Raw genomic sequence first — 13,764 nt, 5'->3', positions numbered from 1 at the left:
CAACTCCGAAACCCCGGTCACCGCAGCCGTCCCGGCGCACGCGCACGGGGGAATCGAGGATGTTCCGGAGCCCGTGATCGCCACTGGCCCGGCAAGGCCTCGCAGGCCGGCGACCGGGACGCGACCGTCACGGCCGGGCGAGGCTGCGGCGCGCGCCGCAGCCCCAGGAGCAGGCGGATGAGCAGCAGCAGGAACTGCTGACCATCATCGGCTGGACTATAGAGTTCGAGTCCCGGAAGAAGAAGCCGTCCGGTGCCAAGGCAGGTCGCCGTAGGGGGACGTCGCCGAGTACGGGACAGCATCGCCTCAGGGAGGCGAAGACACATCGTGAGGAGCTGCATCACGCCGCCGGCCGCTCGCATCTCCGGACGGTCAAGAGCTGGCCACCCCTCACTCGTGAGACCCGTTCACCGAATCGGTCAACGGGCCTCACGGCGTTATCCAGGCCAGTGGGCGCATGACCGGTCCCGGGGGCGTGACCGATTTCCAGGCGGCTGCGCCTGACTGATTTCCGGGGCGTGAGCCGGTGACCGATTTCATGGAATCGGTCACCGTCACGACCGGATCCAGGCGGTTCGGTCACGGCCCCGCGTGACCGGTTCCCGGCACTCACCGAACGGGACGGCTCTCGCCGCGTACCCCTGGCCACAGACCCGTTCGGATCGTGCAGCACCGTGCTTGCCCAGCCACCGGTCCGGCGAGCCAGTGATGCCGCCGCGCCGTGGTGAGTGGCGATGACCGGGCACTCACCACAACGGGATTACTGCCTCGTGACGGCACCAGGGCCCTGGTGGACAGACCGATGGTGAGAGCAGCGGCGAAATCTACGTGCTAACGGCCGTCACCCCCAACAAGCCCGCCCACTCCCCCGCCTCGCCCAGCGCCGCCCCGGACACGCCCTTCACCGCGCTGACCGTTACAACATCGCGCATCATGCCAACCCCGCAACAGGCCGCCCAAGACGACCCTGCCCGCGATGGAGCCACCACGACCCGGCTGACGCGGCAGCGGCAGCGGCAGCGGCAGGACGACCACGCCGCCTGACGACACCGTTACCCGGCCGCACTCCCTGCCCTGTGTCCACTCCATGGCAACCATCTGGTCACTGCATGGCAGCAACTACCAGCACAGACCACACGCAGGACCAGCTACAACCCATCCGCGACCGCCCACAGCCAACCCACACGGCCAACCCACCTCCTTCCAGGGCGTCAGCCGTTGAGGGCGGCCGACGACCAGACTCGGCCGTCGTCCGTCACCAGCTCGACACGGTCGATCTTGTCGGCAGCCCCGTAGGCGGTCCAGGTGGCCCGTCCGGAAGCCGACATCCACCAAGCGCCCGCGTCGCGCGTGGAACCGTCGTTCAGCTGGAGCCGACAGGTGTAGTGCGTGCCAGGGCGGCCTGCCGTGATCTGCATGACCACGACGCGGTCGTCACCGGCCCGGCTCGGTTCGACCGTGCCGACCGGTACTCCCGCAGCGGTGATCAGGGATGCTCCGTGATCGCTCGGGACCACGTGGACCGGGGCCGCGTCACGGCCAAGTTCGGCCCCGCCGACGCCCCCCAGACAGATCCCGACGGCCGCGGCCGCGACGACCAGCAGCGGCGTCCGGTAGGAGCGGCGACGGCCGAAAAAGCGGCGGATCGGTGCCCGGTCCGGGCCGGGCGGAGCGCACTGCCCGTCCTGCGGGGCCGGGGACGAATCGCGTGCGGCACAGGACCGACGCGAACCGGCGGGTCGGCCGAGCTCCAGGCGGTCGAGGACCCGTGCCTCGAACCCGGCCGGAGGGGCGACCGAAGGCGAGGCAGGCAGTACCGCATCCACGGCCGCCGAGACATCGCCGTAGGCCGAGTGGCAGGCAGGGCAGTGGGCGAGGTGACGCAGCAGTTCGGCTGGTTGGCCGGGGAGGGTACCGAGCGCCAGGGCGATCAGTGCGCCCTCATCAGGGTGGCGTTCCATCGCGGCGTTCCTCCTTCAGTAAGTCGCGCAGCCTTCGCAAGCCGGTGCGGATACGGGTCTTGGCGGTGCCGAGGGGGATGTTCTCGTGCCGGCCGACCTCGGCGGCGGTGCAACCGCCGATCACGGCGAGCGCCACGGCGCGGGCCTGTTCGGCCGGCAGGGCACGCAGCCGGCACAGGGCACGCTCGCTCTCCAGGACGGTCAGGGCCAGGCGCTCGGGATCGCCGGACCCGGCGTCGCAGCGCAGGGTCACGTCGATGAGCCGTTCCATGGTCTCGGCTGGAGTGGGCGTGGCCCGGCGGGCCCGGACGGCGTCGATGGCGGCGTTCCGGGTGATCGTCAGCAGCCAGGTGAGTACCGAGGCGCGCCGGGGATCATAGCTGCCCGCCGCACGCCAGGCCCGTACGAATACCTCCTGGCTCACGTCCTCGGCGAGGGCCGGCTCCCGGGTCACCGACAGTGCGAGGCCGTAGACGGCGTTCTGGAAACGCCTGACGAAGGCGACGGACGCCTGCTCGTCGCCCAGCGCGAAGCCGGCGACGAGCGTGACGTCGTCGACCCGGTCCGCGCGTGAGAACAGCACCACGCCGGTGTGTACGTACGAGTCGGGTCAAGGGATTGGAAAAGTCGCCAGGAAATTCCGGGAGCGCGGCGCAATCCCTCGGCCGGGCCCGCCCGTACAACCCCCAAGACTCGCCCGTAAGACCTTGCGAGAAGGGACCAAAACATCATGAACCGAGGAAGGATCACCTTAACCGGGTTCGCGCTCGTGGCGGCCCTCTCTCTGGCCGGCTGCAGCACAGGAAACAGTGCCAGCGGCAGCGGGACCCGGAGCAAGGCACCGGCACAAGCGGCCATGGACGCCACCACCATCAGGGCGAACAACTCACCGCTGGGCACCGTGCTCGTCGACGGCGGCGGACGGACGCTGTACCTGTTCACCAGGGACAGGAAGAACCGCAACTCCATGAACTGCGACGCTGCCTGCCTCAAACTCTGGCCGCCCATGAAGGGCAAGCCGAAGGCAGGCAAAGGCACCCACGCCGCCCTGATAGGCACCACGCACACCGGCAAACAGACCCAGGCGACGTACGCCGGACACCCGCTGTACTACTACACGGGCGACCGGACAGCCCACGACATCAACGGACAAGGCATCGACAACATCTGGTTCACCCTGGACGCACACGGCACCGCAGTCAAGAAAACGACCCCGGCGGCCCCTTCAACGCAGCAAAACAGCAACGGCGGCTACGGCTACTGACCCAGCCCGACCTCCCCCGGCCCACCCACCGCCGACACTGCACCATCCACCGCTCCGCCCCTCGATCCCAGACAACCCGGCCGATGCGGTGGACACTCCCGGCCCGCTCCAACCACATGAGCGGTGGAACAACGAGCAGTTCAGGATCGGCCCGCGGCATGACGTGTCGCGGGATGCGATCGGCAGCTGACTGGACCAGTCTCGATCGGTGACCTGACGTTGTGAGCCCACCGACCCTCAGGTCGGCAGGCCCAGTGATCGGTGACGGTCAGCCGAAGCCCACTCGGGGCGTCTGAGCGGGACGACACCGATGACTCGGTTGGTGATCGTGGGGCGGGGCGGCTCAGGTGGCCGCAATCGCGGCCCGGCCACGCGCGACGAGCCGATGCGCCTGGTGCTCCGGACTGGGGGCCGACGCTGGCCGAGCTGCGGCGAGTACTCCAGCCCGGCGGCCGGCTGATCGCGTCGGCGAACCACCTTTTCACGGCCTACGCCCACCGGGATCCCCGACCCGACTACCACGCGACAACCAGCTATCCTCTCAACGGGCATTCCGTCCCGATGGAGTTGTGGCGCAGGCCGTTGCACGCGATGACCGATGCCTTCACCACGGTCGGCTTCCGCCTTTCCGCCATCAGCGAGCCGCAGCCCGAACCGGCCGCCCGCGAAATGTTCCCGGACGGCTTCCAGGACCTGTCGACCAACCCAACTTCCTGTTCTTCGTCGTCCAGGTACCGCCGTCGGCCACCGGCTCAGGCGGCTAGCCCGCCAATGGGCCCTGAGTCACGAGCCATCGCGCAGTTCGTGCAGACGCTCGCGGGTGAAGTGGATGTCGTCGAAGGTGACTACGCAGCCGTCACCGGTCGGCGATTGCGCCTCGAAGCCGATGGAGGCGGACGTGGATGTGTCGTCGAGGGTGAAGAAGCGGATCAACCGCCAGGTCTTGCCGTCGAGGGATGCGTGGTAGGCGAAGGCGTGATCGATTCGGGAGACGCGCAGCCACACCGTCCGGCCGTCGACAGCGAAGGCGTTGGCGTCATCCGCGACGCCGCGGGCGACCACGGAGACGATCATGGGCTCGCGGTCGGGAGAGAACTCGAAGCAGAGCTTGCCCCAGTTGCGGTCATCGATCCACAAGAGCAGTACGCCGGCGTCGAAGGTGGACTCGAAGTTGACGGTGACGCGTGCGCTGAACTGGAAGTCACCCTCCGGGGGGACGCCGAGCAGGGTCGCGGCGTTGAGCATGGACTCGGCGTTGAGCTGAGAGTCTGCTCCCGGGTCGATGAAGATGTCGCTGTGAGCGGCCGCTGCGGCTGTCAGCGTGGCGGTCGCCTCGTCGGTGGTCCACGCCTCGTCGGACGACGTCGAGAGGGTGAAGGGCAGGCCGGGCACGTTACGGGTGGTGGTCATATCGTTTCCTCCTGCGGGCTGACCTTGGCAAGCCACAACGCCGGAACGTGGGTGTCTGGTTCAAGGTATGCGGGCCCTGTGTGCTTGGGGAATGAGGTCGTGGAAGGTGCGGCGGACGACGCTCTCGGTGAACTCCTATGACAGGAAGTAGCGTTGCAGGCCGATGCCTTCCTGCACAGCGTCGAGTAGGTCTGCCCTCGGCGGATCACGAATCCACGCACAGCACGCGCGGCGTGGTGGGCTGCGGGTCGGGTAACGCCAAGACCTTACGCAACATGGCCATCCGTCCAACGCTGAAGCCCAGTTGGGCAGTCAGTCGGGCGCCGACTCGCCCGGCGAGTGCGAGGCCGACACGCTCCATGACGTGGTCGAGCCGTGTGGTGAAGCGTACGTACGGGGCGGTCAGCCGCGTGAACGGCTCGGCGCACGTGCGGCGCGGCAGTTGGCCGTGCTGCAGATGAATCGCCGGTCCGTCAGATGGATCACGACGTTCTGCCCGGCTGATGGCGCTCTCTGAACCTGGTTCTGACCGCAGTTTCGTGAATGCCCAGGTCAGGGGCGGCATACAGGAACGTTCCTTTGCGGGACATCCTGCGTATGGGGGTCGAATCGCTCGCTGATGTTCTGTTCTCCGGTTTCGATGTGCGGTTGACGCACGTCACCGAGGCCGCCGAGGGGCTGGTCGTCGAGGCGGTCGCGTGCGGGCCGCCACCACGTTGTCCGGGATGCAACTCGCAGGCGTCGAGGGTGCATTCGTCGTACCAGCGAGGCTTGGCCGGACTGCCGGTGAACGGCCGGAGTCCGACCGTTCGGTTACGGGTCCGGCAGTTCTTCTGCGACCGTGGTCGGTGTTCGCGACGGACGTTCGTCGAGCAAGTCGCCCAGCTCAGCGAGCGCTACAGGCGTTCCAGCCTCGGGCTGAAGCAGTGGCAGCACGCGGTCGCCGTCGAGCTCGGTGGTCGTCCCGGTCAACGGCTGTGCCGGAGGATGCGGCTGAAGGCGGGCCGGACGCGGCTGTTGGCCCTGCTCACGGAGCCGGCCGTCCCGGAACGGGCGCCGCGCGTCCTCGGTGTCGACGATTTCGCCTTCCGCAAGGGAAAGCGGTACGGCACCGTGCTGGTCGACGTCGAATCCGGCCGCGTCGTCGACGTCCTGCCCGACCGTGAGTGCGACACCTTCGCCGCCTGGCTCACCGCGCATCCCGGCGCCGAGATCATCTGCAGGGACCGCGCCACCGCCTACAGCAAGGCCATCAAGGAGGTCGCACCGGACGCCCTGGAGGTTGCCGACCGGTGGCACTTGCTGCAGAACCTCGGCGCGGCCGTGGAGAAGACCTGCCACCAACACCGCTCCTGCCTGCGAAAACATACAGAGGAGGAGACCGAGGTGCCGGTAGCGGCGACCGTCACGATCACCGAGCTGCCGCCCGCCGAACTGCCCCGCACCCAGATCATCGAGCGGACCCGGGAGCGACACGCCGACGTCCACCGGCTCGTGAGTGCCGGCTGGACCATCAGCGCCATCGCCCGCCGCCTCCACCTGGACCGCAAGACCGTGCGCCGCTTCCGCGACACCGACCTCGACACCCTCCTGGCCTCCGCCCGCGACCGCCGACCCACCGGCGTCCTCGCCCCTTTCAAGGCATACGCCACCGCCCGCTTCACCGACACCGGCGGCAGCATCACCGCACCCCAGGTCCTCGCCGAGATCCGCGCACAGGACTACCGCGGCAGCGTCCACGCCATCCGCAAACACTTCGCCGCCCTCCGCGACGGCACCGCTGAGCCCGTCCGGGCCGCCATCCCCAGCCCTCGGAAGATTCACCTCTTGGATCATGTGCCGCAGGGAAGACCTCCGGCCGAAGGACGACGAACGACTCCTCCAAGTCCGGCTCGCCTGCCCGGACATCACCCGGGCCTGTGACCTGGCCCGCACCTTCCACGACCTGGTCACCCACCGCCGCGGGTATCTGCTGATGGACTGGATCCGCCAGGCCGAACAGGACGCCCCCGCACCTGTTCGCGGGTTCGCCGGATTTCTCCGCCAGGACCTCGACGCCGTCACCGCCGGCCTCACCCTCGAATGGAGCTCTGGCGTCGTCGAAGGCAATGTGAACAGAGTGAAAACGATCAAGAGGAGCATGTACAACCGGGCATCCTTCAGACTCCTCCGGATCCGCATCCTCACTCGATCATGAGCTTCACGAAACTGCGGTCAGAACCGATTTCAAGAATCGCCATCACCGCTCGGCACTCCCGGCACGGAGGCCGGGGTCTACTCGGGAAAGTGGCCAGCAAGGCCTTGAGTACGGCACGGAAGGGCACGACCCGTCACCGCCTCATTCCGGGCCTGCCGGGGGGCGAATTCGCGTCAACTCTCACCGCCCGGAGTGGGACGCAGTGGGACACCAGCGGACCACAACGGACACCAATGAACAACGATGACTGCCAACGCCCGTGACCGGCACTGGCCGACGGCTGTACCTGCGTGGTTTTGGCACGTCGCCGCTGCGCAACACTCCCCGGTATGACGAGCTTTCAACGAAGGAAGGACATCGGCGACGCCCACGAACAGCGCGTCGCACGGGAGTTGGGCATCCGCGGGTGGGCCGTCGACGAGTGGGGCCAGGGCGTACTGAGCCCCATGGTCAGTGCCGCACTGCGCAGTACCGACAGCTTCCTGCGCTGGGCCCCCGACCTCATCGCTGCACAGGGCCGGCATCTGTTCATGATCGACTGCAAGAGCCGGATGACCAGCAGCACCACCGGCCGGCACGCGGTCGAGACCGCAGCTGTCAAAGCCCACCTGCAGCTGGCGGCCTGGACGGGGCTGCCGGTCTGCTACGTCTTTGACAACCTGGACGTCCTCACCCCACTCGACTTCCTCACGACCGGCCGCACAGGCCCCCACACCGTCCGCGGCTCCGGAAGCCCTTACCACCTCCTGCCCACCAGACACGCACTCGCCTTCGATACTGTCTTCGGACGAGCCCCCGGCGACACGCAGCAGTTGCCCGCGGCCTGACGGATCGCTGTCCCCACGGCACGGCCCCTCTCAGTCGCTCCGGCACCTGCATGGGCAGACCCTCGGCTCAGCGTTAGTCGCCAGCCTGCAGGAACGAAGGGCCATTGCAGCATCGCCGTCACGCTGCTCGTCTCCGGCATCGGTGGGCCTGCAGCCGAGTCGGCTGGCGTGGCCCTCACGGTGGTGGCGGTCATGCGGTTCACGGTCGTACCCGGTACTGACGTCCCGGGTGCGCGCGCCCCGCTCACTTTGCGGGTCGACGGCTCTAGATCGCCTGATTCGATCACGTGGGCATCCATGGACAGGTAATCTGTCGCTCAAGCCCTTTCTCAAGCTTCAACTGCCCTACTCGTTCTGCGGGTTCGTCCTCCCGGCGGCGCCGGGTGGCGCCTCCGTGCCGACTGGGGCGGGCCATTGCTGAGAGAGGAATCCTCTTGCACGCGGAGAAGTACACCAAGCGGCGGACCGTTCTGCGGCACGCCGGGCAGGCCGTGACCAAGGTGGGCGTCTACGTACTGGGACAGCTCATCTGTTCCTGGCTCGGTCTGTAACTAGCGAGAAAGGGCCCAGCGCTGGTCGGCCGGTACGGGCTGACCAGCGCAAGCTCATCGCCTTCTGCAGGCGACGGATGATCATTCGGCAGGCTTCGCCGCACGGGGATGTCGTTGCCAATGTCCTCTTCTTCGAGAAGGACCGGCAGTCCGCCGCTGCCGGGCCCCGGACCTCACAGCTGTGGGTCTACGATCTCCGCTCCGGCAGCCAGTTCTCGCCAGGCCGCAAGCCGCTGCAATGTACACACCTGGATGATTTCGCCCAGGCATACCTGCCCGGCAGGCCACGCACAGAACGTCGTGACACCGGACGCTTTCGCGCGTTCGGTGTCGACGAACTGCTGCAGCGCGACCACCTCAATCTCGATCTCTGGTGGGATCATGATCCGAGTGAGGATCCCGGCAACCTGCGCCCCCCGGAGCAGATCGCACAGGACATCGTCGCAGATCTGCAGGCTGCCCTCGGCGAGTTCGAAGCGCTGGCGTCGGCTGCGCGAAAAGGCTGAGTCCAGGCATCGCGCTCGTGCCCTCAGGCCTCTCAACCGTGTTCCAGGCCGTAAGCCGCGCCGTGCAGCACGGCAGGTGCCGGCGGCGCCGAAGCGAGTCGTGGAGCGAGGCTCGTTGGCGTGGCCGGCCGCTGGCTTGTTGCCGGTGGCAGCCGACCAAGGCCAAAGATCGCTTGTCGGCATCCTGAACCACTGGGATACTCGTCCATCTCGTTGACACCAACGGCACCACTGTCAACGCCCTTGGCGTCCACGTGATTTGTGCAGTCGGCAACGGGGAGTGCGTGGACATCATGGCAAGCGGGTCGGAGTGGTCGGAGCTCGAGGCGTACTGGCCCGCCGAGGAGATGGTCCGGGACCGGGAACGCGTCAAGGACAAGATCGCCGCGTGCTACCGCGCCGCACACCCCACCGGACAAGAGCCATCGACCGGTGACATCGACTCATGGCGGGAGAGCGTCTACGAGGTCGCCACGGCTCTCAAGGATCTCGGGCTGGGCCAGGTGTGGGTCTTCGTGGAGTACCGGGTACATCCGAAGATGAACCCGATCGACGTGCTCCTGGCCGGCCACCACCCAGAAGGCGGGCTCAGTTTCGCGGCCGTCGAACTCAAGCAGTGGAGCTCCGTCGAACGCCCGGGCCTGGCTCACGCCGCCAAAGGACTGTGCGCCGAGTGCCGAAAGCCGGGCGCAGCAGCGCTGTGTGCTCAGTGCGTGATCGAACGCGTCTACGCGCCGTGTTTCTCAGCGCACAAGAAGCACCCGGCCGTGCAGGTGCGGGACAACCTCGAATCCCTCAAGCAGCACCACAGCATGTTCGACGACCGGTACGTCCGCATCGCGGGCGCTGCTTACCTGCACAACCTGAAGGATCCGCAGTCACAGTGGATCAGCCAGGTCCTGCCGTGCCCCGGCATCCGCACCTTCACAGCCCGTCAGCCAGCGAAGCTGCGGGCGTTCCTCAAAGCCACCTTCAGTCCGGTCAGCGGCGCGGATACCGCGGAGGCACTGCTGGAGCGGCGTCGCTCCACCGCGCTGTTGACCTCGGAGACCGGGGCAGTCGTCAACGGTCACACCCGCTTCAGCTTGGTGGAGAACCAGCTGAGGGCCGTGAAAGAGGTCATAGATTGCGTCCGTACGCCGTCAGTCGGCCTGAAGAAGGTCTATGTGGTGCGCGGACGAGCAGGCACGGGCAAGTCTCTTGTCGCGCTCACCTTGCTGGGCGACGCGATCAGGGAGGGCTACGACGCACGCTTCGTATCGGGAGGTGTGGCGTCCCGCGAGAACTTCCGAAGCGGCGCACGCGGCTACGGCCAAAAGTTCATGACCCTCAACAAGCTTGCCGACAAACACGCTCCGGACGAACTCGACCTCATCGTGTGCGACGAGGCGCACCGGCTGACCGAACGCCCGATGAAGGGCTCCTTCTACATGCGGGACGGCGAGTCGTCCGTCGAGGTCGTCGCGTCGCGCGCCAGGGTCCCTGTCTTCTTCATCGACGGAGACCAGCGGCTGTTCGCTGACGAGGTCTGGTCCGAGGACCTGCTCATCGAAGAGATCCTGAAGCTGCCTGCGGAGGTCGTGGAGATCAGCTTCGACCGGCCACTGCGCGCGGTAGGCAGCTCCACCTTCGACACCTGGGTGAAGCGTCTGCTCGACAGCGCCCCCTCGAGTGGAAGGCCGGTGACGGCACCGAATCAGAGCCCTTCGAGCTGTACTACAGCGACAGCGCCGCACGGATGGAGAAGTTTCTGCAGTCCAAGCTCGACTCTGGTGCGAGCGCCCGGATGACAGCCGGCATGTGCTGGGAGTGGACCGATACATCCGGCACGTTCCCGGACGTCGCTCCGGAGAAGGACTGGGCACGGCCATGGAATGCCGAGGACTCCCACAGCACACCGGGCGTCCCCAAGCGCCACTACTGGGCAACAGCAGACGGCGGGTTCGGGCAAATCGGCTGCGTACACACCGCGCAGGGCCTGGAATACGAGTGGGGCGGGGTCATCATGGGCCCCGATTTGACCTGGAACAGCAGCTCCTGGCATTTGAACCGGGAGTACGTGAAGAGCAAAGCGATCCGCATCGACTCCGACGAGATCCTCACCGAACGTCTCCGCAACGCCTACGGGGTCCTGATGACACGCTCGATTCGTGGCACTGTTCTCTACTCCACCGATCCGGCCACCCTAGAGCTCTTCGCAAGGCTGAAGGTGCCAAAGCTCTGACGCTCAGGCCGTCAACCGGGCCCGCGGACCGGCTCGGCCGTGCGTCAGCTGAGCCGGGCGCATAGCCCTTGGACAATGGTTTCCAGCGCTGCCGCAAAGCTGCTGTCCGTCGGCCGCACCGTGTCCCAACGGGCAAGGGAGGCATTGTTCGCCAGCAGGTCGACCTCGGCCAGCCGGCCGGCCGAGCTCCTGGCACAAGAGCCATATGTCGGTGACCTTGCCGTCGTCAATGAAGTCCTCACTGATGTCCACCGGACGTATCCGCAGCTGCGGGTGGAAGTCGTCCTGGACGAGTCGCAGAGTGCACTGCCGCGCATGACGGCATAAGAGTTCGATCTCGTGATCGTCGAGGAGTTCTCCACCACCCGCTTTCCCAGGCCCGGGTATCGACTACCGGGAGCTGATGGAGGACCGGCTGCGGATCGCCCTGGTCGCCCACGCAGAGGTGAGCTGCCCCGAGTGTTGCGGCTGCCGCTTTGCCTGTTCCGAGGCGGTGTTCGGGGCGGACGGCGCCGCTCATACCCGCACAAGCACCGGATCTGGCCCGCGCAAGGGCTGTGCGGGGCGGGCCGCCGCGGGTTCGGATGCGGTGGCGGGATCAGGGCGTGGGTGTCGGGCCGGGTGGCAGGTGGACCGTCATGAGCAGGTGGCAGGTCTCGCTGCCCGACCCGCGGTAGGTGTGGGCGGTGTCGCCGTCGAAGGTGGCGGTCTGGCCGGCCTCGACCGGATGTTCCGTGCCGTCGACGACCAGGACCATGCGCCCCGCGGTGACGCTGACGGTTTCGACGACTCCGGCCTGGTGGGGGTGGCTCGGGTACTCCTCGCCCGGCTCCAGGCGCCAGCGCCACACCTCGACCGGGGCAGGGTTCGAGGTCGTCAGCATGAGCCGGGCCTCGCTGCCCCGCTCTCCCGCCCACAGGGGCATGACAGCGTCGGCGGACACGATGCGGACACGGCCCTGGGACGGTCCCTCCATCAGGGTGGAGACCGAGACGCCTAGGGTGTCGGCCAGGCGGATGAGGGTGGCGAAGTTCGGGTTGCCCTGGGCCTTCTCGAGCCCGACCAGGGCCCCTTTGCTGACCTTGGCGCGGCGGCCGAGCTCGTCCAGGGACAGGCCCGCGCGGGTGCGTGCCGACCGGACGTTGTGCGCGAGCGTACGCAGGGCCGCCTGTGTCTCGGTCACCTGATCATCATCCTCACCATCGACAGTGGAATGCACCGCTCGGTCGGTTGGTTGACAAAGAGTGGTCATTCCGTTGTACGGTTTAGTCGTTCCACTGTAATCGTAAGGGATCGTCTCGTGATAGCTCTGCTGCTGGCCCTGGGCAGTTCACTTGCCTATGGATGCGCCGATTTCCTCGGCGGCCTGGGTGCCCGCAAGGCCCATGTTCTGCGCACCGTGATGGTCGCCGCCCCGGCCAGCCTGGCGGTCGAGCTGGTGCTGTGGCCCGTGCTCGGCGCCTCTTTCAGCTCCTCCGCGCTCGGCTGGGGTGCCGCCTCCGGGGTGGCCTCGGCCGCCGCGTTCGCCCTGCTCTACAAGACCCTCGCCATCGGCCCGATGAACGTGCTCTCGCCGGTGACCGCGCTGGTGTCCGCCGCGCTCCCGGTCACGGTGGGCCTGTTGCAGGGCGAGCACCTGGGTCTGGTCGGCCTGTTGGGTCTGCCGCTCGCGCTGGTCGCGGTGGTATTGGTGAGCGCCGGTCACGGCGCGGGGGCCGTCCGTCCGTCGCGCACGGCCCTGCTGCTGGCCGTCGGTGCGGGCGCCGCCATCGCCCTGCAGCTGATCTTTCTGCACCAGGCGCCGTCCGACAGCGGCGTGGCTCCATTGATCATGGGTAGGGCGGTCTCCTCAGCCGTCACGCTGGCCGCGGCCGGGATCCTGCGCCGCAGGCTCGGACCGGAGAAGCCTGCCTACGCTCTGTCGGCCACGGCCGGTGTGCTGGACTCGCTGGCGAACCTGCTGTTCCTGGTCGCGGCGCGCAGCGGTGACCTCACCGTCGTCGCTGTGATCACGGCGCTCTACCCGGCTGGGACGGTGCTGCTCGCCCGCAGTGTGCTCGCCGAGCGCATCCACAAGGGCCAGCTCGTCGGCTTGGGTGTCGCCGCGGTCGCGGTCAGCCTCCTCGCTCTGACCTGAGCGATCTCCGTAGTCCGTCTATTCAAGGAGCCCTGCATGTTCATCCAGCCCTGGGACGCGGCCCTGGACGAGTCTGAGTGGCAGTTGTGGATTGCCGAAGGTCACGACTTCGGGCTGCTCAGCGTCAACGGCCTACTCGGACATGCGCCCTCGGTCGTACCGACCCACTTCGTCCTCGACGGCAGTCAGTTGCTGATCCACCTGGCCCGCCCCAATCCGGTCTGGGAGTCGCTTGAGTACGACCCGAACGTCACCTTCACCGTGATCGGCGACTACGCCTTCGTCCCCGGCCCCTGGCGCGCTAAGCCCGGCATTCCGGCCACCGACGGCGTGCCCACCAGCTACTACGCCGCTGTGCAGTTCGTCTGCCAGGCCCGCATCGTCGACGTACCCGTGGCGAAGGCCGAGCTGCTGCGCCGTCAGCTGGCCCACTTCCAACCGGAGGGTGATCACGCCCCGGTCGAGGTCGACCAGCCCCCGTACGGTCGGATGCTGCCCGGTATCCGCGGGCTGATCCTTGACGTGACCGAGGTACGGGGAAAGTTCAAGTACGACGATCACAAGCCCGTCGACCACCGCACCGCCGTTGCCGACCGCCTCACCGCCCGCGGCCAGGCGCTGGACGAGCCCACCGCCCGCCAGCAGCGGCGCCGCCTGGACCGCATCGGCCCCTGGAAGACCTGACCC

15 protein-coding genes and 1 pseudogene are annotated in these 13,764 nt (G+C 67.6%); 11 read left to right on the top strand and 5 right to left on the bottom strand.

The features are described 5' to 3' along the window. Positions 1 to 1,211 precede the first annotated feature (1,211 nt). Both ACZ67T_RS40660 and ACZ67T_RS40655 read right to left on the bottom strand, forming a co-directional pair. On the bottom strand, positions 1,212 to 1,961 hold the full coding sequence (locus ACZ67T_RS40660; protein ID WP_469991348.1) for a hypothetical protein: 750 nt from the start codon (positions 1,959 to 1,961) through the stop codon (positions 1,212 to 1,214). Continuing rightward, a complete protein-coding gene (locus tag ACZ67T_RS40655) occupies positions 1,945 to 2,544 on the bottom strand; it encodes an RNA polymerase sigma factor (RefSeq protein ID WP_469991346.1) in 600 nt (199 codons plus the stop codon). The genes ACZ67T_RS40660 and ACZ67T_RS40655 overlap by 17 nt, the downstream gene beginning before the upstream one ends. 147 nt (positions 2,545 to 2,691) lie before the next feature. On the opposite strand from ACZ67T_RS40655, the gene ACZ67T_RS40650 reads away from it, so the two are divergent. Then, a complete protein-coding gene (locus tag ACZ67T_RS40650; RefSeq protein WP_469991344.1) occupies positions 2,692 to 3,225 on the top strand; it encodes a COG4315 family predicted lipoprotein in 534 nt (177 codons plus the stop codon). Between the two features lie 402 nt (positions 3,226 to 3,627). Then, positions 3,628 to 3,989: pseudogene (locus ACZ67T_RS40645) on the top strand (SAM-dependent methyltransferase); the annotation flags it as partial. A 19-nt stretch (positions 3,990 to 4,008) separates the two neighbouring features. Here ACZ67T_RS40645 and ACZ67T_RS40640 read toward each other — a convergent pair. Both ACZ67T_RS40640 and ACZ67T_RS40635 read right to left on the bottom strand, forming a co-directional pair. Next, a complete protein-coding gene (locus tag ACZ67T_RS40640; RefSeq protein ID WP_469991343.1) occupies positions 4,009 to 4,635 on the bottom strand; it encodes a DUF1349 domain-containing protein in 627 nt (208 codons plus the stop codon). A 205-nt stretch (positions 4,636 to 4,840) separates the two neighbouring features. Next, entirely contained in the window at positions 4,841 to 5,200 is a 360-nt protein-coding gene (locus ACZ67T_RS40635) for a hypothetical protein (RefSeq protein ID WP_469991341.1), read from the bottom strand. Between ACZ67T_RS40635 and ACZ67T_RS40630 the strand changes: the two genes are divergently transcribed. From ACZ67T_RS40630 to ACZ67T_RS40600, 7 genes are all read left to right on the top strand, one after another. After that, positions 5,179 to 6,558 carry an ISL3 family transposase gene (locus ACZ67T_RS40630; RefSeq protein ID WP_469991340.1) on the top strand — a complete coding sequence of 460 codons (1,380 nt, stop codon included), beginning with the start codon at positions 5,179 to 5,181 and terminating at the stop codon, positions 6,556 to 6,558. The genes ACZ67T_RS40635 and ACZ67T_RS40630 overlap by 22 nt on opposite strands. Further along, positions 6,470 to 6,832, top strand: a complete 363-nt coding sequence (locus tag ACZ67T_RS40625) for a transposase (RefSeq protein ID WP_469991338.1) — start codon at positions 6,470 to 6,472, stop codon at positions 6,830 to 6,832. Before ACZ67T_RS40630 ends, ACZ67T_RS40625 begins: the two co-directional genes overlap by 89 nt. Before the next feature lie 329 nt (positions 6,833 to 7,161). Beyond that, the gene (locus ACZ67T_RS40620; protein ID WP_469991336.1) at positions 7,162 to 7,659 is read left to right on the top strand and encodes a hypothetical protein; all 498 of its coding nucleotides are present in this window, start codon (positions 7,162 to 7,164) and stop codon (positions 7,657 to 7,659) included. Between the two features lie 628 nt (positions 7,660 to 8,287). After that, a complete protein-coding gene (locus ACZ67T_RS40615; protein ID WP_469991334.1) occupies positions 8,288 to 8,716 on the top strand; it encodes a hypothetical protein in 429 nt (142 codons plus the stop codon). Between the two features lie 293 nt (positions 8,717 to 9,009). Next, on the top strand, positions 9,010 to 10,506 hold the full coding sequence (locus ACZ67T_RS40610; RefSeq protein ID WP_469991332.1) for a DNA/RNA helicase domain-containing protein: 1,497 nt from the start codon (positions 9,010 to 9,012) through the stop codon (positions 10,504 to 10,506). Beyond that, a complete protein-coding gene (locus tag ACZ67T_RS40605) occupies positions 10,455 to 10,940 on the top strand; it encodes a DNA/RNA helicase domain-containing protein (RefSeq protein ID WP_469991330.1) in 486 nt (161 codons plus the stop codon). The genes ACZ67T_RS40610 and ACZ67T_RS40605 overlap by 52 nt, the downstream gene beginning before the upstream one ends. 75 nt (positions 10,941 to 11,015) lie before the next feature. Then, the gene (locus tag ACZ67T_RS40600) at positions 11,016 to 11,267 is read left to right on the top strand and encodes a hypothetical protein (protein ID WP_469991328.1); all 252 of its coding nucleotides are present in this window, start codon (positions 11,016 to 11,018) and stop codon (positions 11,265 to 11,267) included. A 271-nt stretch (positions 11,268 to 11,538) separates the two neighbouring features. On the opposite strand, the gene ACZ67T_RS40595 is transcribed toward ACZ67T_RS40600, so the two are convergent. Beyond that, the gene (locus tag ACZ67T_RS40595) at positions 11,539 to 12,123 is read right to left on the bottom strand and encodes a helix-turn-helix domain-containing protein (protein ID WP_469991326.1); all 585 of its coding nucleotides are present in this window, start codon (positions 12,121 to 12,123) and stop codon (positions 11,539 to 11,541) included. Between the two features lie 117 nt (positions 12,124 to 12,240). On the opposite strand from ACZ67T_RS40595, the gene ACZ67T_RS40590 reads away from it, so the two are divergent. Beyond that, positions 12,241 to 13,077, top strand: coding sequence for an EamA family transporter (locus ACZ67T_RS40590; protein WP_469991325.1), 837 nt, complete (start codon positions 12,241 to 12,243; stop codon positions 13,075 to 13,077). Between the two features lie 36 nt (positions 13,078 to 13,113). Further along, a complete protein-coding gene (locus tag ACZ67T_RS40585) occupies positions 13,114 to 13,761 on the top strand; it encodes an FMN-binding negative transcriptional regulator (protein WP_469991323.1) in 648 nt (215 codons plus the stop codon). Positions 13,762 to 13,764: the final 3 nt, after the last annotated feature.

It is taken from the genome of Streptomyces sp. NPDC107517 (genome assembly GCF_055582645.1).
The sequence above is the reverse complement of the archived record's forward strand: the minus strand, read 5'-3'. Positions and strand labels throughout refer to the sequence as shown.

What these genes read in the sequence shown, in the direction of transcription:
- ACZ67T_RS40620 (WP_469991336.1), top strand. Translation starts at nt 7,162, where the DNA reads ATGACGAGCTTTCAACGAAGGAAGGACATCGGCGACGCCCACGAACAG.
- ACZ67T_RS40630 (WP_469991340.1), top strand. Translation starts at nt 5,179, where the DNA reads ATGCCCAGGTCAGGGGCGGCATACAGGAACGTTCCTTTGCGGGACATC.
- ACZ67T_RS40660 (WP_469991348.1), bottom strand. Translation starts at nt 1,961, where the DNA reads ATGGAACGCCACCCTGATGAGGGCGCACTGATCGCCCTGGCGCTCGGT.
- ACZ67T_RS40615 (WP_469991334.1), top strand. Translation starts at nt 8,288, where the DNA reads ATGATCATTCGGCAGGCTTCGCCGCACGGGGATGTCGTTGCCAATGTC.
- ACZ67T_RS40625 (WP_469991338.1), top strand. Translation starts at nt 6,470, where the DNA reads ATGTGCCGCAGGGAAGACCTCCGGCCGAAGGACGACGAACGACTCCTC.
- ACZ67T_RS40610 (WP_469991332.1), top strand. Translation starts at nt 9,010, where the DNA reads ATGGCAAGCGGGTCGGAGTGGTCGGAGCTCGAGGCGTACTGGCCCGCC.
- ACZ67T_RS40650 (WP_469991344.1), top strand. Translation starts at nt 2,692, where the DNA reads ATGAACCGAGGAAGGATCACCTTAACCGGGTTCGCGCTCGTGGCGGCC.
- ACZ67T_RS40635 (WP_469991341.1), bottom strand. Translation starts at nt 5,200, where the DNA reads ATGCCGCCCCTGACCTGGGCATTCACGAAACTGCGGTCAGAACCAGGT.
- ACZ67T_RS40585 (WP_469991323.1), top strand. Translation starts at nt 13,114, where the DNA reads ATGTTCATCCAGCCCTGGGACGCGGCCCTGGACGAGTCTGAGTGGCAG.
- ACZ67T_RS40600 (WP_469991328.1), top strand. Translation starts at nt 11,016, where the DNA reads ATGGTTTCCAGCGCTGCCGCAAAGCTGCTGTCCGTCGGCCGCACCGTG.
- ACZ67T_RS40640 (WP_469991343.1), bottom strand. Translation starts at nt 4,635, where the DNA reads ATGACCACCACCCGTAACGTGCCCGGCCTGCCCTTCACCCTCTCGACG.
- ACZ67T_RS40605 (WP_469991330.1), top strand. Translation starts at nt 10,455, where the DNA reads ATGGAGAAGTTTCTGCAGTCCAAGCTCGACTCTGGTGCGAGCGCCCGG.